This window comes from Kribbella catacumbae DSM 19601 (genome assembly GCF_000372465.1).
GTDB lineage: Bacteria > Actinomycetota > Actinomycetes > Propionibacteriales > Kribbellaceae > Kribbella > Kribbella catacumbae.
The window spans coordinates 24,236-40,279 of the sequence record NZ_AQUZ01000047.1 but is presented as its reverse complement, the minus strand read 5'-3'; the positions used below and the strand labels follow the sequence as shown (position 1 = coordinate 40,279).

Genomic DNA, 16,044 nt, shown 5'->3' with positions numbered 1-16,044 from the left:
ACCTGGGAGGAACCTGCCATGCCCCTTCGACAAAACGACCATGGCCTCGACCGCCGTGCGTTCCTGCAGCGAGCAGGGATGGCGGCGGCAGCGGGCGCGGCCCTTCCCCTGCTGGGTTCCGCTCCCCCGGCGCTCGCCGCCCCGGAGACCCCTGACCAACTCTTCTGGCAAGGCCGGTTCGCGGACGCCGAGTGGGGTTACCGGTGCCTGCTCCGCGACGATCCGGGCAACGCGCACGCGCACGCCCGGATCGGGTACATCGCGCTCCTGTCCAACAGGTTCCGCACGGCCGAGGATCACCTGTCCGAAGCCGTCGCCCTGGCACCGGGTGACGTCGCCTCCGTTCAGCGCCTCGCGGAATGCTTCGTACGGCGGGACCAGCTCGACCGCGCGGCCCCGCTGCTGCGCGGTACCGGCCGTCCGCGCGATGCGGCATTCGGCCAGGTCTACTCCCAACTCAAGGGCAGGCCCTGGCAGATCTCCGGAGCCCGTAGTACCCGGGTACCTTTCTTCACCCTGGACCCGGTGCCGTCGGTCGACGCGAGTATCAACGGCGGAAAGCCGGAGAAGTTCTACCTCGACACCTACGCCACGCTGGACCTGTCGATGGAGGCCGCGGAAAAGGCTGGGGTGCGTCCGCTGGCCAGCTGGGAGGGCGGCGTCGTGGACGCCCGTCCCGTCGTGATCCACGTGGGCATCCTGGATTCGTTCCGGATCGGCGACATCGAGATCCGCAACATCCCGGTGCAGTGGAACGACGCGCAACGGCCGCCCCTTCCCGACGGGTCGCAAGCGGCAGGTGCGTTCGGCACCACGATCTTCTACCACTTCCTGACCACGATGGACTACGCCGGCCGGGCGCTGTTGCTGCGACGTACTCCTGCCCGTCCTCCGCGCAACGAGCTCGCCAGGTTGCCACTGTGGCTGGCTGGTGACCACTTCCCGTGCACGCTGGGCAGCCTCGGGCAGCACAGGCCCAAGATGGTGACCGTGGACACGGGCGGCATCGGCAGCGCCCTGGACACCACGGTGGCGATCGCCGAGCAGTACGGCCTCACAGTGGACTACGCCCATCCGAGGGAGCGGCCCGGGATCAAGATCTACCCGGTCACCGCCGAGCGGATCAGTCTCGGCAACGCGGTCAGGCGCAACGTCACGGGCAGCGCCTTCGAGAAGGTCTTCCCCGGAGTACCAGGCCCCGGACAGTCGGCGCAGTTCGGTTTCGACCTGATAGCCAACTTCACCCACGAGTTCTTCAAGCCCTACGCGGTCACCTTCGACTACGTCGGCATGAAACTGACGATCACGCAGAGGTGATCTCCTTCTCCACCCGGCAGATCGCCTCGGGTGGGACCGAGCGGACCAGCAGAACCCCGTTGGGTGCTTCGAAAACGGGCTGTCCGAGCTTGCCGGCATCGACCCCGAGCAGCACGTCGACCCTGGATCGCTTGCCCACAGGGCTGTTCTGAGCCGGCGCGAGATGCACGTGGGTACGCCGGCCGGGTCGCAGGCCTTCGCGGAGGATCGCGTCCAGCGCGGCCAGGTTCGTACCGTGCCAGAGCAACTCGGCCGGAGTCACCCGTCGCCAGCTGTTCTCCAAGGCTTCACGCGTGACCGGCATACCGTCGTTGGAATGCCCTTGGCAGGCGCGGATCCGGGCGCCGTCCACCTGCAGTCGCGCCTTGTCGTTCTGCTCGACGGCGATATCCAGCGCCGTACGGTCCATCCGCAGCAGAGCGCAGACGTCGTCGATCGCGGCCCACCCGTCCGGCGTCATCGCGAGTCCGCGCTCCCCGGCGCTATGTCGCAACAGCCGGGACAGTTGCCTACTGGCCTTGCTCACGGGACGAAGCGTGTCAGCAACGCCCGCAACGTGTCGAGGCGGTTGTCGGCGGGACGGTTGCGGCGGGTGATCAGGTAATAGCGGATCGGCGGCAGATCCTTGATCGGGATGGTCCGGACCGCGGCCGGAGTACGTACGAAACCGTTCACGACTGCCGGGCCGATGCCCATCCGGACGAAGTGGACCTGGCCGACAGCCGAAGCCGCCGTTACCGCCGACCTCGGGGTCCAGACGCTCGGGCTGCCATCCCACCAACAGTAGGATGGCCGCAATGGACGGGCTCGGGGATCTGCTGGCGGAGCTCGCGGAGGAGCACGGACCGGTCACCGAGGAAGAACTGGCACAGGCCCGCGCCGAGTGGCCCGATCGCCCCACCTCAGTGACCTGTTGAGGATTGGCTGTCCCGATCGACAGGACATAGTCGGCCATTCGACCGGGCGTTACGCTCACGCAGGCGGCGGCAGATCGCAGTACGGGCGCTATGTCCTGTCGATCGGCACACACCCAACCGATCGGTGGGCTCCACCCCGCCGACGGGGCATCACCCACTGGCAGAGCAACGGGCTAACCCCCACCCGAGGAGCGAACCCTCTCCGCAATGCAGGGAAGGGTTTAGTGCGGACCGCCGTGCATGCATAAGTCGGGGCTGACGGGTCGACACGCCGCGGGAAGCGGTTGCCGGGCGAGGGCGGTATGCGTGGACGTCCGCGCTTGCGGGTTAGCCGGTTTCCGCGGTGCGTACGTGGTCGGCGAGGCGGTGGGTGGCGGTGCGGAGGGCCTGCTCGGGGTCGACGCCGACAGCGCGAGCCTGACGCACCAGCTCCAGTAGCGCATCTCCGATGCGCGCATCGTCAGAGGTCGCGAGGTCGGCTGACTCCGGAGACGGGACGCCGGCGGTCGCCACCGGGAGGTCGCTTGAGGCCGGCGCGTCCGCGGGGAGGACCTTCGCGGCTCGTCCGAGCACCTTGTCCGCCAGCGCGAGCGCAGGCAGGGCGAGCGGGATGCCTTCCAGCACAGAGCTGCGTTGTTTTTCGGCGGCTTTGATGGATTCCCAGTTGGCCTCGACGGCTGCCGCATCCGCTGCCGCCACGTCGGCGAAGACGTGGGGGTGGCGGCGGATCAGTTTTTCGACGATGCCGCCGGCTACGTCGTCGATCGAGAACCCGTCGTCCTCGGCGTCGATGTCCTCAGCGATCCGGGCGTGGAAGACGACCTGGAGCAGCAGGTCACCGAGCTCCTCGCGCAGGTGCTCGTAGTCGCCGGAGTCGATTGCCTCGAGCAGCTCGTAGGTCTCCTCGAGCAGGTACCGCGCCAGGCTCTGATGCGTCTGCTCCTGGTCCCACGGGCAGTTCCGCCGGAGCCGGTCCATCACCCGCACGAGGTCGATCAGCCGCGCCCCCGGTACGTCGTACGAGCCGTGCACGATCTCGACCTCGTACGCCGGTCGCGGTTCCCGGCTGAGGTCGTCCGCGATCACTCGCAGCAGCGCGGGCTCGCCGTCCTCGCCGACCAGCCACGCGACGCGCCCACCGTCAGCGGCGACACCCGTCAGCCAGGCCCACTGCTCACTAGGGTCGCCGACGACCTGCTGCAGGACGAGCCCGGAGCCGATCAGCGCTTGGACGTCGGGGCGCTCGGGACCCGCCGACGCACCGATCTGGTCGGCGTCGGCGAAGACCTGCCAGCCGGCCCGGGTCAGCAACCCGGGCGCGACCCGCGGACTGGTCAGGACGACCTTGATCGAACCCGTCAAAAGCTCAGCCCTGCGGCTGCTCGCCCTGCGCGGGCGGGGTCGGCGTCGGCTTGCTCTGCTCGGACAGGTCCGACAGCGAGCCCGAGGTGCCGTCGACCTTGGCGCCATCCCACTTGCCGTACCGCGGCGCGACGTTGACGGTGATCTTCTTCGCCGCGTCCTCGAGCACCTTGCCGCCGTCGGTGTTCAGCTGCTGCGCGTTCGGGTCGGTGATCCCGGTGCCGCCGGCCAGCTTGATCCGGCCGATCAGCGCCCGCGCCGAGTTCCGCAGGAAGTCGTTGGTGACCGGGTTCGCGGCGAACTTCTCGTACAGCGACTGGTCGACGACGACCTTCATCGCCGGCACGATCTCGGCCTCGCTGACGGTGATCGAGCGCTGGTCCAGCACCTGAGCGGCCAGCTCGTTGTCCACCAGCAGGCCGAGCACGGCCGCCGGGGCCACCTCCTGCTCGCCGACCGCGCCCTGGATCGCGTTGGTGGACTTGTCCAGGTCGCCGACGCTGATCTCCGTGTCGCCGATCGTCGCCGCCGCGCCCGGGTGGGTGCCCGCGGCACAACCGCCGAGCAGCAGCACCGAGGCTGTGGCCAAAAACGCCGCGCCAACTACCCGCACTCTGGCCGCCCGAAGCCGTCGCGAAGTGCTCACCGAATCTCCTCGCATTGTCCAGTTCATGATGATGCCGAGCCGCTGGCCGGTTCGGCGATCACGTCGTCGATCAGTCTGGTGCACCACTGCAGCAGCTCCTGGTCGCGGAGCGGCTGACCGGCGACCAGCCGGGTGGCAGGTCTCGGCACCAGGATCGTACGCAGTTGGGGCTTGACCAGACTCTTCGGGTACAGCCTGTTCAGCCGCAGCACCTTCGAATCGGCCAGCTCGACCGGCCCGAACCTGATCAGATTGCCCTGCAGGGTGACATCCTGCAGCCCCGCCTGACGAGCGTGGTTGCGGAACTTCGCCACCTCGATCAGGTTCATCACCGCCTGCGGGATGTCGCCGTACCGGTCGTGCAACTCCTCGACCAGCTCGGCGATCCCCGCATCGTCCCGTACGGCGGCCAGTCGCTGGTACATCTCCAGCCGCAGCCGCTGTGACGGCACGTAGTCGTGCGGGAGGTGCGCGTCGATCGGCAGCTCGATCTTGACCTCGGGCTCCTCGGCCTGAGTGTCACCCCGGTACTCCGCGACGGCCTCGCCGACCAGCCGGACGTACAGGTCGAAGCCGACGTCGGCGATGTGGCCGGACTGCTCGCCACCGAGCAGGTTGCCCGCGCCGCGGATCTCCAGGTCCTTCATCGCGACCTGCATGCCGGCGCCGAGGTCGGCGTGCTGCGCGATGGTGGCCAGCCGGTCGTGGGCCGTCTCGGTGAGCGGCTTCTCCGGCGGGAAGAAGAAGTACGCGTAGGCGCGCTCGCGGCCACGGCCGACCCGGCCGCGCAGCTGGTGCAGCTGGGACAGGCCGAGCAGGTCGGAACGCTCGACGATCAGCGTGTTCGCGTTCGAGATGTCGATGCCGGACTCGACGATCGTCGTACAGACGATGACGTCGGACTGCTTCTCCCAGAAGCCCTGGATCACGTTCTCCAGGGCGTGCTCGTTCATCTGCCCGTGCGCGACGGCTACCCGCGCCTCGGGGACCAGCTGCCGGATCCGGGCGGCGGCCTTCTCGATCGTGTTGACCCGGTTGTGGACGAAGAAGACCTGGCCCTCGCGGAGCAGCTCGCGCCGGATCGCGGCGGTCACCTGGCCCTCTTCGTAGGCGCCGACGAAGGTCAGCACCGGGTGCCGCTCCTCCGGCGGGGTGGCGATCGTGGACATCTCCCGGATGCCGGTGATCGACATCTCCAGCGTGCGCGGGATCGGCGTCGCGGACATCGTCAGGACGTCGACCGCGGTCCGCAGCCGCTTCAGCTGCTCCTTGTGCTCGACACCGAAGCGCTGCTCCTCGTCGACCACGACCAGGCCGAGATCCTTGAACTGGACCTCGCCACTGAACAGCCGGTGGGTGCCGATCACCACGTCGACCGAGCCGTCGGCCAGGCCGTCGATGGACGCCTTGGCCTCCTTGTCGGTCTGGAACCGCGACAACGGCGCCACGTTCACCGGGAAGGCGGCGTACCGCTCGGCGAAGGTCGCGTAGTGCTGCTGGACGAGCAGCGTGGTCGGAACCAGTACTGCGACCTGCTTGCCGTCCTGCACCGCCTTGAAGGCAGCCCGTACGGCGATCTCGGTCTTGCCGTAGCCGACGTCACCGCAGACGATCCGGTCCATCGGCGTGACGCGTTCCATGTCGCGTTTCACGTCGTCGATGGTGGCCAGCTGGTCGGGCGTCTCGACGAACGGGAACGCGTCCTCCAGCTCGCGCTGCCAGGGAGTGTCCTTGGCGAACGCGTGCCCCTTGGTCGCCTGGCGGGCGGCGTACAGCTTGATCAGTTCGCCGGCGATCTGGCGGACCGCCTTGCGTGCGCGGCCCTTGCGTTTGGCCCAGTCGCCGCCGCCCATCTTGTCCAGCGTGGGCTGCTCGCCGCCGACGTACCGGGTGACCTGGTCGAGCTGGTCGGTCGGCACGTACAGCCGGTCGCCCGGCTGGCCGCGCTTGCTCGGCGCGAACTCGATGACGATGTACTCGCGGGTGGCCTTCTGCGGGCCGGTGCCGACGGTGCGCTGCATCATCTCGGCGTACCGGCCGACGCCGTGCTGTTCGTGCACGACGTAGTCGCCCGGCGCCAGCTCCAGCGGGTCGACCGTCTTCTTGCGGCGGCTCGGCATCCGTTGCTGGGAACGCCGTTCGGCCGCCGACCGCTGACCGGCCAGATCGTTCTCGGTCAGTACCGCGAGCTTGATGCCCTCGGCAATGAATCCGTGCTCGAGCTGGCCCTGCGAGATCTGCACGACGCCGGTCGGCGGGATGGTGTCGATGTTGTCCACGGTCCGCGCGGGCAGCTCGGCCTCGGAGAACACCTCGGCCAGTCGTTGCGCCGGGCCATGACCTTCGGTGACGCAGACGACGCGCCAGCCGTCCCGCAGCCAGCCGCGCACATCCTCAACGGCAGCAGCGGTTTCGCCGCGGTACGGGTCGACCTCGTGGGCCGCGATCGCGCGGCTGCGGACCGCACCGGCATCCGGGTCGATGTCGAAGGAGACGCGCTCGCCCATCGAGTCGCGCAACTCCGGCGCATCGGTCGGCGCGGCCGCGAACGGCGACATGCTCCACCACGCAAGACCCTTGCCCAGGGCATGCGTCCGGACGTCGGCCAGCGAGATGTACGCCGCCGCGCCAAGGTCGATCGGCGCCTCACCGCCACCCGCGGCAGCCGCCCAGGACGCCTCCAGGAACTCCTGGCTGGTGGCGACCAGATCGTGCGCCCGGGCCCGGACCCGCTCGGGGTCGCTGACCACGATGTGGGTGCCGGCCGGCATCAAATCGACCAGCAGTTCCATCTCGTCGACGAGGACGGGCGCGAGCGACTCCATCCCCTCGACGGCATGTCCTTCGGCGAGCTTCTCGAACAGCTCCGACAGCTCCGGGTGCTCCTTGGCCAGTACTGCGGCCCGCGAGCGCACCTCGTCGGTCAGCAACAGTTCGCGGCACGGCGGAGCCCACAGGCCGTGCTGGGCAATCTCGAGCGACCGCTGGTCGGCGACCGCGAAGTACCGGATCTCCTCGACGTCGTCACCGAAGAAGTCCACCCGCAACGGGTGCTCCTCGGTCGGCGGGAAGACGTCGATGATGCCGCCGCGGACGGCGAACTCGCCACGCCGCTCGACCAGATCGACCCGGTTGTACGCCGCTCCGGCCAGTCGCTCGACGACGTCCTCGAGGTCGACGGAGTCGCCGACGTGCAGCTGGACCGGCCGGAGATCGGCGAGCCCGGCGACCTGGGGCTGCAGCACCGAACGAACGGGAGCCACCAGGATCTTGATCGGACCGGTGGTCTCGTCCGACGGGTCGGGGTGCGCAAGCCGGCGCAGTACGGCGAGACGGCGGCCGACCGTGTCGGAGCGCGGAGACAGTCGCTCGTGGGGCAGCGTCTCCCAGGCCGGGTAGTAGGCGACCGTGCCGGGCTCGACCAGGCTTTGCAGCGCCTCGGTGAGCTCCTCGGCCTCGCGGAAGGTGGCCGTCACGGCCAGCACGGGACGGTCCGCACCCTGGGCCGCCGCGAGGGCAGCCATCAGCACCGGGCGGATCGGCCCGGGTGCGCTCAGGTCGAGCGTCGTGACACCGTCGTTCTTGGCGTCACGGACGGCCTCCGCCACCACCGGATCGGTGATCAGGGTGTCGACAAGGCCGGAGAGTTTCACGAGTTGTCCCTCACTAAGAGTTATACCGTCCTTGGGTTACTTCTAGGCCATCGGTGATCAAGGACTCGACGGCGTCGGCTGTCCGGTCGACAGCGAACGGGAGGTCCTTGCGTTCAGTGGAGGAGAACTCGTTCAGGACGAAGTCCGCTGGGCTCTGCCGTCCGGGCGGACGCCCCACCCCGAACCGGATTCGATAGTAGTCGCCGGTGCCCAGCGACTTGCGGATCGATTTGAGCCCGTTGTGGCCGTTGTCGCCACCGCCGTACTTGGCCCGCAGTACGCCGAAGTCGATGTCCAGCTCGTCGTGGAGCACGATCAGGCCCTTGGGCTCGACCTTGAAGAACTTGAGCAGGCCGGAGACGGGCGACCCGGACTCGTTCATGTACGAGCGGGGCTTGGCCAGGACCGCGCGAATACCGCTGATCCTGGCCTCGACCACCTCGGCCTTGGCCTGCTTGTGCTGTTTCCAGTTGCCGCCGACCCGGGAGACGAGCTCGTCGGCGACCATCTGGCCGACGTTGTGCCGGGTCTTGGCATAGGAAGGGCCGGGATTCCCCAGCCCGACGACCAACCACACGTCGTCCGCCACGGATCCCGGCCCTCCTGTTGAAGCTGTGCTGATCGCTGCCCAGATACTAGGAGCTGGCGGCGACAGTTTCGGTCGAGGCGGCTTCCGGCTCGTCGCGCTCGATGCCGGCCTCGGCCTCGGCGCCGGCCAGGTCAGCCTCGGCCTGCTCGGCGGTCTGGGCCGCGGTCACGTTGACGATCAGGGTGTCCGGCTCGATCGCCAGCGTCGTACCGGCCGGGAGCTTCAGGTCGGACGCGTGGATCTGCGCACCGGCATCCAGGCCCTCGACGGAGACGGTGACGCCGTCCGGAATATGGGTGGCCTCGGCCTCGACCAGGATCGTCGCGTTCTCCAGCACGACCAGGGTCTCGCTGACCGCGTCGCCCTCGATGTGGACAGCGATGTCGACGTGCACCTTCTCACCGCGCTTCACGATGACCAGGTCGACGTGCTCGACGGTGTTCTTGATCGGGTCGCGCTGGACCTGCTTCGGCAGCGCGAGCAGGCTCTCCGAGCCCTCGACCTCGATCAGCAGCAGGGCGTTGGCGGTCTTCAGCGCCAGCATGGTTTCGTGTCCGGGCAGGGTGATGTGCACCGGGTCCGTGCCGTGGCCGTACAGAACGGCGGGCACCTTGTGGTCCCGGCGGATACGGCGGGCAGCACCCTTGCCGAACTCCGTGCGCGACTCGGCTTGGATCTTGACCTCGGCCACGAGATGAACTCCTCAAGTGCGTTGCGGTGATGTTTGTCGGTGGTCTTGCAAGCTGCTGGCCTCAGCGGGCACGTCTTGACTGCCGAAAAGGCGTCAGGCAACGAACCACCGCGTCGATCACGGAGCCGCTCCCGCCCAGGTCACGGGTGAGCGCGACTTTGTCCGGGGGGCGTCCCTCGCCGAGGCAACCAAAACAGTCTACCCACCTCTGCGCCCAGACGAGAAATCCGTCCCGAGCGTGATTTCCCGGCGGCCGATCGTGACGACTTTCCAGTGCCGTCCGGCGCAGTTTCGATCGAGCTTACTGAAAATGGTTGTCAAGTCAGATACAGTCCTGCTGCTCGCTGCCGTCCGAACCCTGGGGGACCCCGGTGACCGCCGCTCACCATCGCTTTCGCGCTGCCCTGCTCGCTTCCACCACCGCCGTGCTCACGCTCGCCGTGGCGTTCCTGCCCGCCCTGCGCTCGTACGCCGAACCGCCGCCGGAGGTGCTGCAGGCGATCCACACCGACGCCCTGCACACGACGTACGACGGATCGGTACTGCGACTGAACAGCCGGATCGGGCTGGGCGAGTACCGCGAGGCGGATCCGGCTGGGCTGATCTTCAACCTGGAGGACAAGGCATCGGCTCGGGTGGAACTGCCTGATCTGCCGGCCTTCGCGTTCCTGGGCAGGCCGGGCGACTCGGTCTGGATCGCACCGGAATCCCAGGATCCCGAGCTGATCTGGCCGGGCTGGGACACCGAGACGATCGCTCCTGGGGTGCTCGCTGGGGATGCTGTGGATCTGACGCTGCTGGAGGCTTCGGGGCCGGGTCATGTGGAGGTCTTCTTCAACTACGACGAGTTCACCGGTGTCGCGCAGAGGGTGTTCAGCTCGGCCGACCCGGCGATCCGGGTGCTCCGCCAGCCGGTCGGCCGGCACGTCCACGCCAACTGGTCCTTCTCCCAGCTAGGCACCTACCGACTGACCTTCCAGGCATCCGGCACCACGACCGCGGGCGCACCGCTCTCGTCTGGGCCAGTCACCTACACCTTCGTAGTCGGCCCGTACGTCCCGCCCACCACGACGACTCCTCCCACCACACCGCCGGTCACTCCACCGACCACCCCGCCCACCACACCGCCAGTCACCCCACCGACCACTCCGCCCACCGGCACTCCTCCCACGACGCCTCCGGTCACGCCGCCCACTACGCCGCCGCCGACTGGCACTCCTCCGACGACGCCGCCCACCACGTCGCCGACACCACCAGCAACTCCGCCCACCACGCCACCAGTCACACCGCCGACAACCCCACCCACCACGGCGCCCACCACCGGGCCGACCCAACCGACACCCCCGCCGACCACCGGGCCGACGACTCCATCAACCAGCCGGCCGCCGACAGGCAGCCCGACGCCTCGCCCCACCACCGCGCCGAGTTCACCCCCTACCCAGCAGCCAACGTCGCCTTCAACTGGCGGGGATGCGGATAACAACTCAAACCATTCCCCGCCGAATCCCAACCCCACCGGCACCCCCTCGGGAACCCTCCCACCCTGCATCACCACCCCGACCCAGCCTGCACCCACCACGACCACGCCCGGCAGCACCGCCTCCACCAACCAGCCCGGCTCGACCACCTCCCCGGGAACCACCCCCGGCGCCACCACCCCGCCACCGACCACCCCTCCGACAGGCAACGACCCAGCCCGCACCACCCTCTCCAACGGCCACGCGGACTACGCAGTACGCCTTGAGAGCGGAAAGCTGGCCTCCCGGGTGAAGGACGGCACCAAACCAGGTACTCCGGTCTGGCGCGACCCCGCAAAGGTGACCATCCGCCTCACCGCCGCAGCCGGAACGCGTGCGCCAGGCGGGGCGTTCGCCTTCCTCGGCCCCGCCGGGGCGCCGCTCTGGCAGATCCCGCAGACGCAGAAGGAAGGCGTCATCTGGCTCGGCTGGAACACCGAGGAACTCACCCCGGCCCAGCTGTCCACCGGCGTCGACTGGCGCCTCGACCGCGTCACCGGCCCGGGCAACTTCGCCGTCTTCGAGTTCGACTCCTTCGGCCGCCCGAAGATCATCTTCAACAGCGGCGACGGCCTGCCCGACACCTACCGCATCCCCCTCGGCACCCACGCCCACGGCAACTGGTCCTTCACCCAACCAGGCACCTACCAAGCCACCTTCACCCACACCGCCACCCTCACCACAGGAGCCCGCTCCACCACCACCTCCACCCTCACCTTCCTAGTAACCGCCACCGCCACCGCCCCAGGCGGCGCCGCCCATCCCGCCGCAGCAAGCGGCACAACCACGCACGCTGCTGCAACTGCCACCAACGCAAGCGGCGCGGCGGCCCACAACGCACTCGCAGACACCGACATCGCGGCCGCCGGCGGATCAGCCGCGCAGAGCGCGGTCGCGGCCGCCGGAGGCGGCACCACTGCAGGTAGCGGCACAGCCGCCCACGGCATCGGCACGGACATCGGGACGCGCTCCTCGCAGGTTGCTCTCGCCGTCGGCGAGTCAGCGGCGAACGGCGCTGCGTACGAAGCAGCGGCCGACGCAGGTGCGCGCAGCGCCAGCACGGGAGCCCCGGCGCACTCCGCGCATGCCGACCTCGCCGCAGGCGTAGGCGCGCGTAGCGCGGTCATAGGCGCGCATGTAGCGGTTGCAGGTGGTGCTGAGGTGCGCGGCGCAGTCGCGCTCAGTGCAGGGGAGGTGGGCTCGCGTAGTGGAGCAGTGGTTGGCGGCACTGCAGCGGAGGGCTCGCCTTCAGCGGGTGGGTGCAAGTTGGCTTCTACTGGGGCGGAGATCGGGCCGGGGTGGATCGGCGGCGGGGCTGCTCTTGTGGTGATTGGTGTTGTGGTGCTGGTTGCCACTCGTCGGCGGGGTGAAGCGTGAGGCGCGGCAGGCGGGTGACCGCTGCGGCGGTCGCGTTCGTAGTACTGGCTGCGAGTGGATGTGCGGGTACTTCGGCCGGCGCGGGCGGCAAGCTCAATGTCGTCGCGACCACCGAGATCCTGGCTGACCTCGCGCAGCGGGTTGGTGGCGACCGGGTGACCGCGTCGTCGCTGGTACCGGCGGGTGGTGATCCGCATTCCTACGAGCCCACGCCTGCGGACGCCAAGCGCGTAGCCAAGTCCGATGTCACCTTCACCAACCACCTGCTCCTGGAACCGCAAGCCCTAATCAAGACGATCGACGCGAACGCACCCAAGGGCACCCCCAACGTCTCGCTCGCCGAGGCGGCCGAATCGTACGGCGCACACGTCATCCCCCTCGTCGAAGACATCGGCCTGGACGTGCTCTGGCTGGGCCTCCGCGTCCGCGGCACCGGCAAAGCCCGCGGCGCTACCCGTACGTCGTCCGTCCAGCTCACCGCCACCAAGGTCGACGGCCCCGGCAAGCTCATCGCCTACCTGACCGAATCCCTCGGCCAACCCGACGTGTACTTCGGCGGCCCAGCGGACAGTACGACGCTGCCGCCCGCCGCCCACACCCACCTGAACTGGGCCTTCACCAAACCAGGCGTCTACCACCTCACCCTCGAAGGCAAGCTCGACGTCGGCGAGGGCAAACCCCTGCAGCCACTCGGCCGAGGCACCTTCACCTTCGCCGTCGGAGTCGAGCCACACAAGGTCCGCCCAGCCGACGGCGGCACCGCGACGGTCCTCGACGACGGCCACACCGACCTCACCGTCGACCTCGACACCGGCCAGGTCTACGCGTACTCCGACGCGCAGCGCCCAGGTGAAGCGCAATCCGCAGTACCGGCGGCGCGCGTCGTCATCGACGTACCGGGCAAGGCGCTCGAGACCGTGCCGGACGATCCGCGGTTCGCCTTCCTCGGCAAGGCGGGGGCACAGATCCACCAACTCCCGCAGGCGGTACTCGGCAAGCACGTGCACGGCGAGATCGACCCACATCTGTGGGAGGACGTCGCGAACGCGAAAGCCTATGTGCAGTTGATCAGAGACACGTTGATCAGTGTTGATCCAGACGGGTCAAGTACATATCGAGTCAATGCTGACGCCTACTTGCGTGAGCTCGACGAGCTGGATTCCTACGTCCGGTCGCAGTTGACGAAGATCCCGGCCGACCGGCGGCAGTTGATCACCACGCATGACGCGTTCGGCTACCTGGCGTCGGCGTACGGGATGAAGGTGGCCGGCTTCGTGGTACCGAATCCGGCGCAGGAGCCGAGTGTCGACCAGGTCCGCAAGCTGTCCGAGACGATCCGCAACCTCAAGGTGCCGGCCGTCTTCACCGAGCCGAACCTGGCCCAGCGCGCGTCCGTACTGACCCAGGTCGCCCGCGACAACGGCGTACGGGTCTGCTCGATCTACGGCGACTCGTTCGACGAACATGCCCGGACCTACGTCGCGATGATGCGGCACAACGCCGACGAACTGCTGCTCTGTCTGGGGGAGAAGAAGTGAGACTGCTGCTCGCGCTTTTGTTGCCGGTGGCAATTGTCCCGGCGCCGCCGACCGATCAGGTGGTGATCGCCGCCGGCCATGTCGATCTCGGGCCGCGGTTCGTGGACGGCAAGTGGACGATCCAGGTGCGCGACGACACCGGCGACCCGGTGGTCTGGCGGCCGCTGGAGAACGTTGTCATCCAGGCGACGGAGAAGGCGGAGGTGTCGGTACCCACTGATCCGTCGTACGAGTTCCTCGGCAAGCCGGGCGCGAAGGTATGGGTGATCCCGCAGGTGCAGCAGGACGGTGTGGTCTGGCCGGGCTGGAACACCCAGGACACCGAGGTGGCGAAGCGGGTCGACCGCGAGGTGACCTGGTCGCTGCACGGGGTGGACGGACCGGGCACGTTCACGCTCTTCCTGAACTCGGACTTCGGCAAGCCCGCTCCGGTCTTCGACAGCCGCAAGCCGTTCCCGCAGGAGACCGGCGTCGACGTCAACACCCACGTCCACGGCAACTGGACCTTCGCCACCCCGGGCAGCTACCTGCTCGACCTCTCCATGACAGCCAAACTCACCGACGGCACCACGGTCACCGACCGCAGACCGCTGCGCCTGCATGCCGGCCCCGGCAACCCCCGCGACGCCTTCAAACCAGCTGAAGGCGCGGCCGCTGGGGAGAAGGCGGGGCAGCCAGCCGCCGGCCAGGGCGCAGGCCAGCCGGATGCCGTCGGCCGCTCCCCCTGGCCCTGGCTCGGCGGCTCCGCCGCCCTCGTCGCCCTGCTCGGAACGACCTACGCCCTCATCCGCCGGAGGCGAGCATGAAGCCGACGGGCGCGCAGGCAGGTGTGCTGCAGGTGGCCGGGGTTGCTGTTGAGCTGGGTGGGCGGCAGGTCTTGCATGACGTGGATCTGGTTGTGGGGCGAGGCGAGCATGTCGGGTTGATCGGACCGAACGGCGCCGGGAAGACCACTCTTCTCCGTTCGCTCCTCGGCCTGCTGCCGACAACTGCTGGTGTGATCGCGATCGACGGCCGTACGCCGCGGGAAGCGCGCGGGAGTATCGGGTACGTCCCGCAGCGGCACGAGTTCGTCTGGGACTACCCGGTCGACGTCCGTACTGCGGTGATGACCGGCCGGACCCATCGCATCGGCTGGCTCCGCCGACCAAACGCCGACGATCGCGCCGCCGTGGGCGAAGCACTCGAGCGAGTGGACCTCGTCGACCTGCAGCGGCGTCCGATCGGCGAGCTCTCCGGAGGTCAGCGGCAACGAGTACTCGTCGCCCGCGCGCTCGCGCTCCGCCCGAATCTGCTGCTGCTGGACGAGCCGTTCACCGGCCTCGACGTACCGACGCAGGAGATCCTCACCCGCCTGTTCCGCACGCTGACCAGCGAAGGCACCGCCATCCTGATGACCACGCACGACCTCCCAGCCGCGGCCGACACCTGCACCCGGCTCTGTCTGCTGAACGAGACCGTGGTCGCTGACGGACCACCCGAAGACCTGCGGGACCCAGCCATCTGGCTGCGAGCCTTCGGTGTCGCGCGTTCCGAGCAACTGCTGCACACGCTCGGGGTGACCCGATGATCGAGTTCTTCACCGAGCCGTGGCAGCACGTGTTCATGCAGCGCGCGTTCCTCGTCGTGCTGATGTCCGGCGTCGTCTGCGGCGTGATCGGCAGCCATGTCGCGCTGCGCGGGATGGCGTTCATCGGCGACGCGGTGGCGCACGCGGTCTTCCCCGGCATCGCGATCGCGTTCGTGCTGCACACCAGCCTGGTGGCCGGCGGAATCGTTGCCGGGCTGATCACCGCACTGTCCATCGCGGTCGTCTCGCAGAACCGCCGGCTCAAGGAGGACACCGTGATCGGCGTGTTCTTCGCGGCGGCGTTCGGCCTCGGCATCGTGGTGATGAGCACCGCACCGGGGTACGGCGGATCGCTGGAGTCGTTCCTGTTCGGTTCGGTGCTCGGGATCGGCAACCGCGATGTCGTCACGGTCGCGATCGCGGGTGCCGTGCTGTTGCTGATCAGCGGAGCACTGCACAAGGAGTTCGTCACCGTCGGGCTGGATCGCGAGACCGCGCGCTCGGTCGGGCTGCCGATCTTCTGGCTGGATATGGCGCTCTACGCGATGGTGACGATCGCGATCGTCATCTCGATCCAGGCGGTCGGCAACATCCTGGTGCTCGCGCTGCTGATCACGCCGGCCGCCTGCGCCCGGCTGCTGACCGACCGGATCGGCCGGATGATGCTGATCGCTCCCCTGATCGGCGCCTTCTCCGGGCTGGCCGGCCTCTATCTCTCCTATGCGTTCAACCTCGCCGCCGGCGGGTTGATCGTGCTGACGGCGACCGCCGTCTTCATCGCCTGCTGGGTGTTCGCGCCCCGGCACGGCCTGCTGAGCCACCGTCGCAGCTCCGCTGCGGCGGCTGTTGTCCCCGCCTGAGTGTGAA

General features: G+C 68.7%; 13 protein-coding genes. 6 read left to right on the top strand and 7 right to left on the bottom strand.

The window, feature by feature from the left end:
- Nucleotides 1-18 precede the first annotated feature (18 nt).
- Nucleotides 19-1,317 carry an aspartyl protease family protein gene (locus tag A3ES_RS0134415; RefSeq protein WP_020391398.1) on the top strand — a complete coding sequence of 433 codons (1,299 nt, stop codon included), beginning with the start codon at nucleotides 19-21 and terminating at the stop codon, nucleotides 1,315-1,317.
- On the opposite strand, the gene A3ES_RS0134410 is transcribed toward A3ES_RS0134415, so the two are convergent.
- The 7 genes from A3ES_RS0134410 to A3ES_RS0134375 form a co-directional block, all read right to left on the bottom strand.
- Nucleotides 1,304-1,843 (bottom strand): RNA 2'-phosphotransferase, encoded by a 540-nt coding sequence (locus A3ES_RS0134410; RefSeq protein WP_026163473.1) that lies wholly within the window; start codon nucleotides 1,841-1,843, stop codon nucleotides 1,304-1,306. The genes A3ES_RS0134415 and A3ES_RS0134410 overlap by 14 nt on opposite strands.
- A complete protein-coding gene (locus A3ES_RS56435) occupies nucleotides 1,840-2,013 on the bottom strand; it encodes a hypothetical protein (protein ID WP_020391396.1) in 174 nt (57 codons plus the stop codon). Before A3ES_RS56435 ends, A3ES_RS0134410 begins: the two co-directional genes overlap by 4 nt.
- Nucleotides 2,014-2,561: 548 nt before the next feature.
- The gene (locus A3ES_RS57265; protein WP_020391394.1) at nucleotides 2,562-3,596 is read right to left on the bottom strand and encodes a nucleoside triphosphate pyrophosphohydrolase; all 1,035 of its coding nucleotides are present in this window, start codon (nucleotides 3,594-3,596) and stop codon (nucleotides 2,562-2,564) included.
- A gap of 4 nt (nucleotides 3,597-3,600) precedes the next feature.
- Complete coding sequence (locus tag A3ES_RS0134390) at nucleotides 3,601-4,242, bottom strand: SurA N-terminal domain-containing protein (protein ID WP_157630897.1); 642 nt, start codon at nucleotides 4,240-4,242, stop codon at nucleotides 3,601-3,603.
- Nucleotides 4,243-4,265: 23 nt separating this feature from the next.
- Entirely contained in the window at nucleotides 4,266-7,895 is a 3,630-nt protein-coding gene (gene mfd / locus A3ES_RS0134385; RefSeq protein WP_020391392.1) for a transcription-repair coupling factor, read from the bottom strand.
- 13 nt (nucleotides 7,896-7,908) lie between these two features.
- On the bottom strand, nucleotides 7,909-8,484 hold the full coding sequence (pth, locus tag A3ES_RS0134380) for an aminoacyl-tRNA hydrolase (RefSeq protein WP_020391391.1): 576 nt from the start codon (nucleotides 8,482-8,484) through the stop codon (nucleotides 7,909-7,911).
- A gap of 46 nt (nucleotides 8,485-8,530) precedes the next feature.
- Complete coding sequence (locus A3ES_RS0134375; RefSeq protein WP_020391390.1) at nucleotides 8,531-9,175, bottom strand: 50S ribosomal protein L25/general stress protein Ctc; 645 nt, start codon at nucleotides 9,173-9,175, stop codon at nucleotides 8,531-8,533.
- Between the two features lie 371 nt (nucleotides 9,176-9,546).
- On the opposite strand from A3ES_RS0134375, the gene A3ES_RS56425 reads away from it, so the two are divergent.
- From A3ES_RS56425 to A3ES_RS0134350, 5 genes are read left to right on the top strand one after another with little or no spacing between them, the layout of a single operon-like run.
- Complete coding sequence (locus A3ES_RS56425; protein ID WP_020391389.1) at nucleotides 9,547-12,069, top strand: choice-of-anchor M domain-containing protein; 2,523 nt, start codon at nucleotides 9,547-9,549, stop codon at nucleotides 12,067-12,069.
- Between the two features lie 14 nt (nucleotides 12,070-12,083).
- Complete coding sequence (locus tag A3ES_RS0134365; RefSeq protein ID WP_020391388.1) at nucleotides 12,084-13,607, top strand: anchored repeat ABC transporter, substrate-binding protein; 1,524 nt, start codon at nucleotides 12,084-12,086, stop codon at nucleotides 13,605-13,607.
- A complete protein-coding gene (locus A3ES_RS0134360; protein WP_020391387.1) occupies nucleotides 13,604-14,413 on the top strand; it encodes a choice-of-anchor M domain-containing protein in 810 nt (269 codons plus the stop codon). The genes A3ES_RS0134365 and A3ES_RS0134360 overlap by 4 nt, the downstream gene beginning before the upstream one ends.
- Nucleotides 14,410-15,177 carry an anchored repeat-type ABC transporter ATP-binding subunit gene (locus tag A3ES_RS0134355; protein WP_020391386.1) on the top strand — a complete coding sequence of 256 codons (768 nt, stop codon included), beginning with the start codon at nucleotides 14,410-14,412 and terminating at the stop codon, nucleotides 15,175-15,177. Before A3ES_RS0134360 ends, A3ES_RS0134355 begins: the two co-directional genes overlap by 4 nt.
- Nucleotides 15,174-16,037 carry an anchored repeat-type ABC transporter permease subunit gene (locus tag A3ES_RS0134350; RefSeq protein ID WP_020391385.1) on the top strand — a complete coding sequence of 288 codons (864 nt, stop codon included), beginning with the start codon at nucleotides 15,174-15,176 and terminating at the stop codon, nucleotides 16,035-16,037. Before A3ES_RS0134355 ends, A3ES_RS0134350 begins: the two co-directional genes overlap by 4 nt.
- Nucleotides 16,038-16,044: the final 7 nt, after the last annotated feature.

Coding starts and splice junctions, on each gene's coding strand:
- A3ES_RS0134415 (WP_020391398.1), top strand. CDS start 19: ATGCCCCTTCGACAAAACGACCATGGCCTCGACCGCCGTGCGTTCCTG.
- A3ES_RS56435 (WP_020391396.1), bottom strand. CDS start 2,013: ATGGGCATCGGCCCGGCAGTCGTGAACGGTTTCGTACGTACTCCGGCC.
- A3ES_RS0134355 (WP_020391386.1), top strand. CDS start 14,410: ATGAAGCCGACGGGCGCGCAGGCAGGTGTGCTGCAGGTGGCCGGGGTT.
- A3ES_RS0134350 (WP_020391385.1), top strand. CDS start 15,174: ATGATCGAGTTCTTCACCGAGCCGTGGCAGCACGTGTTCATGCAGCGC.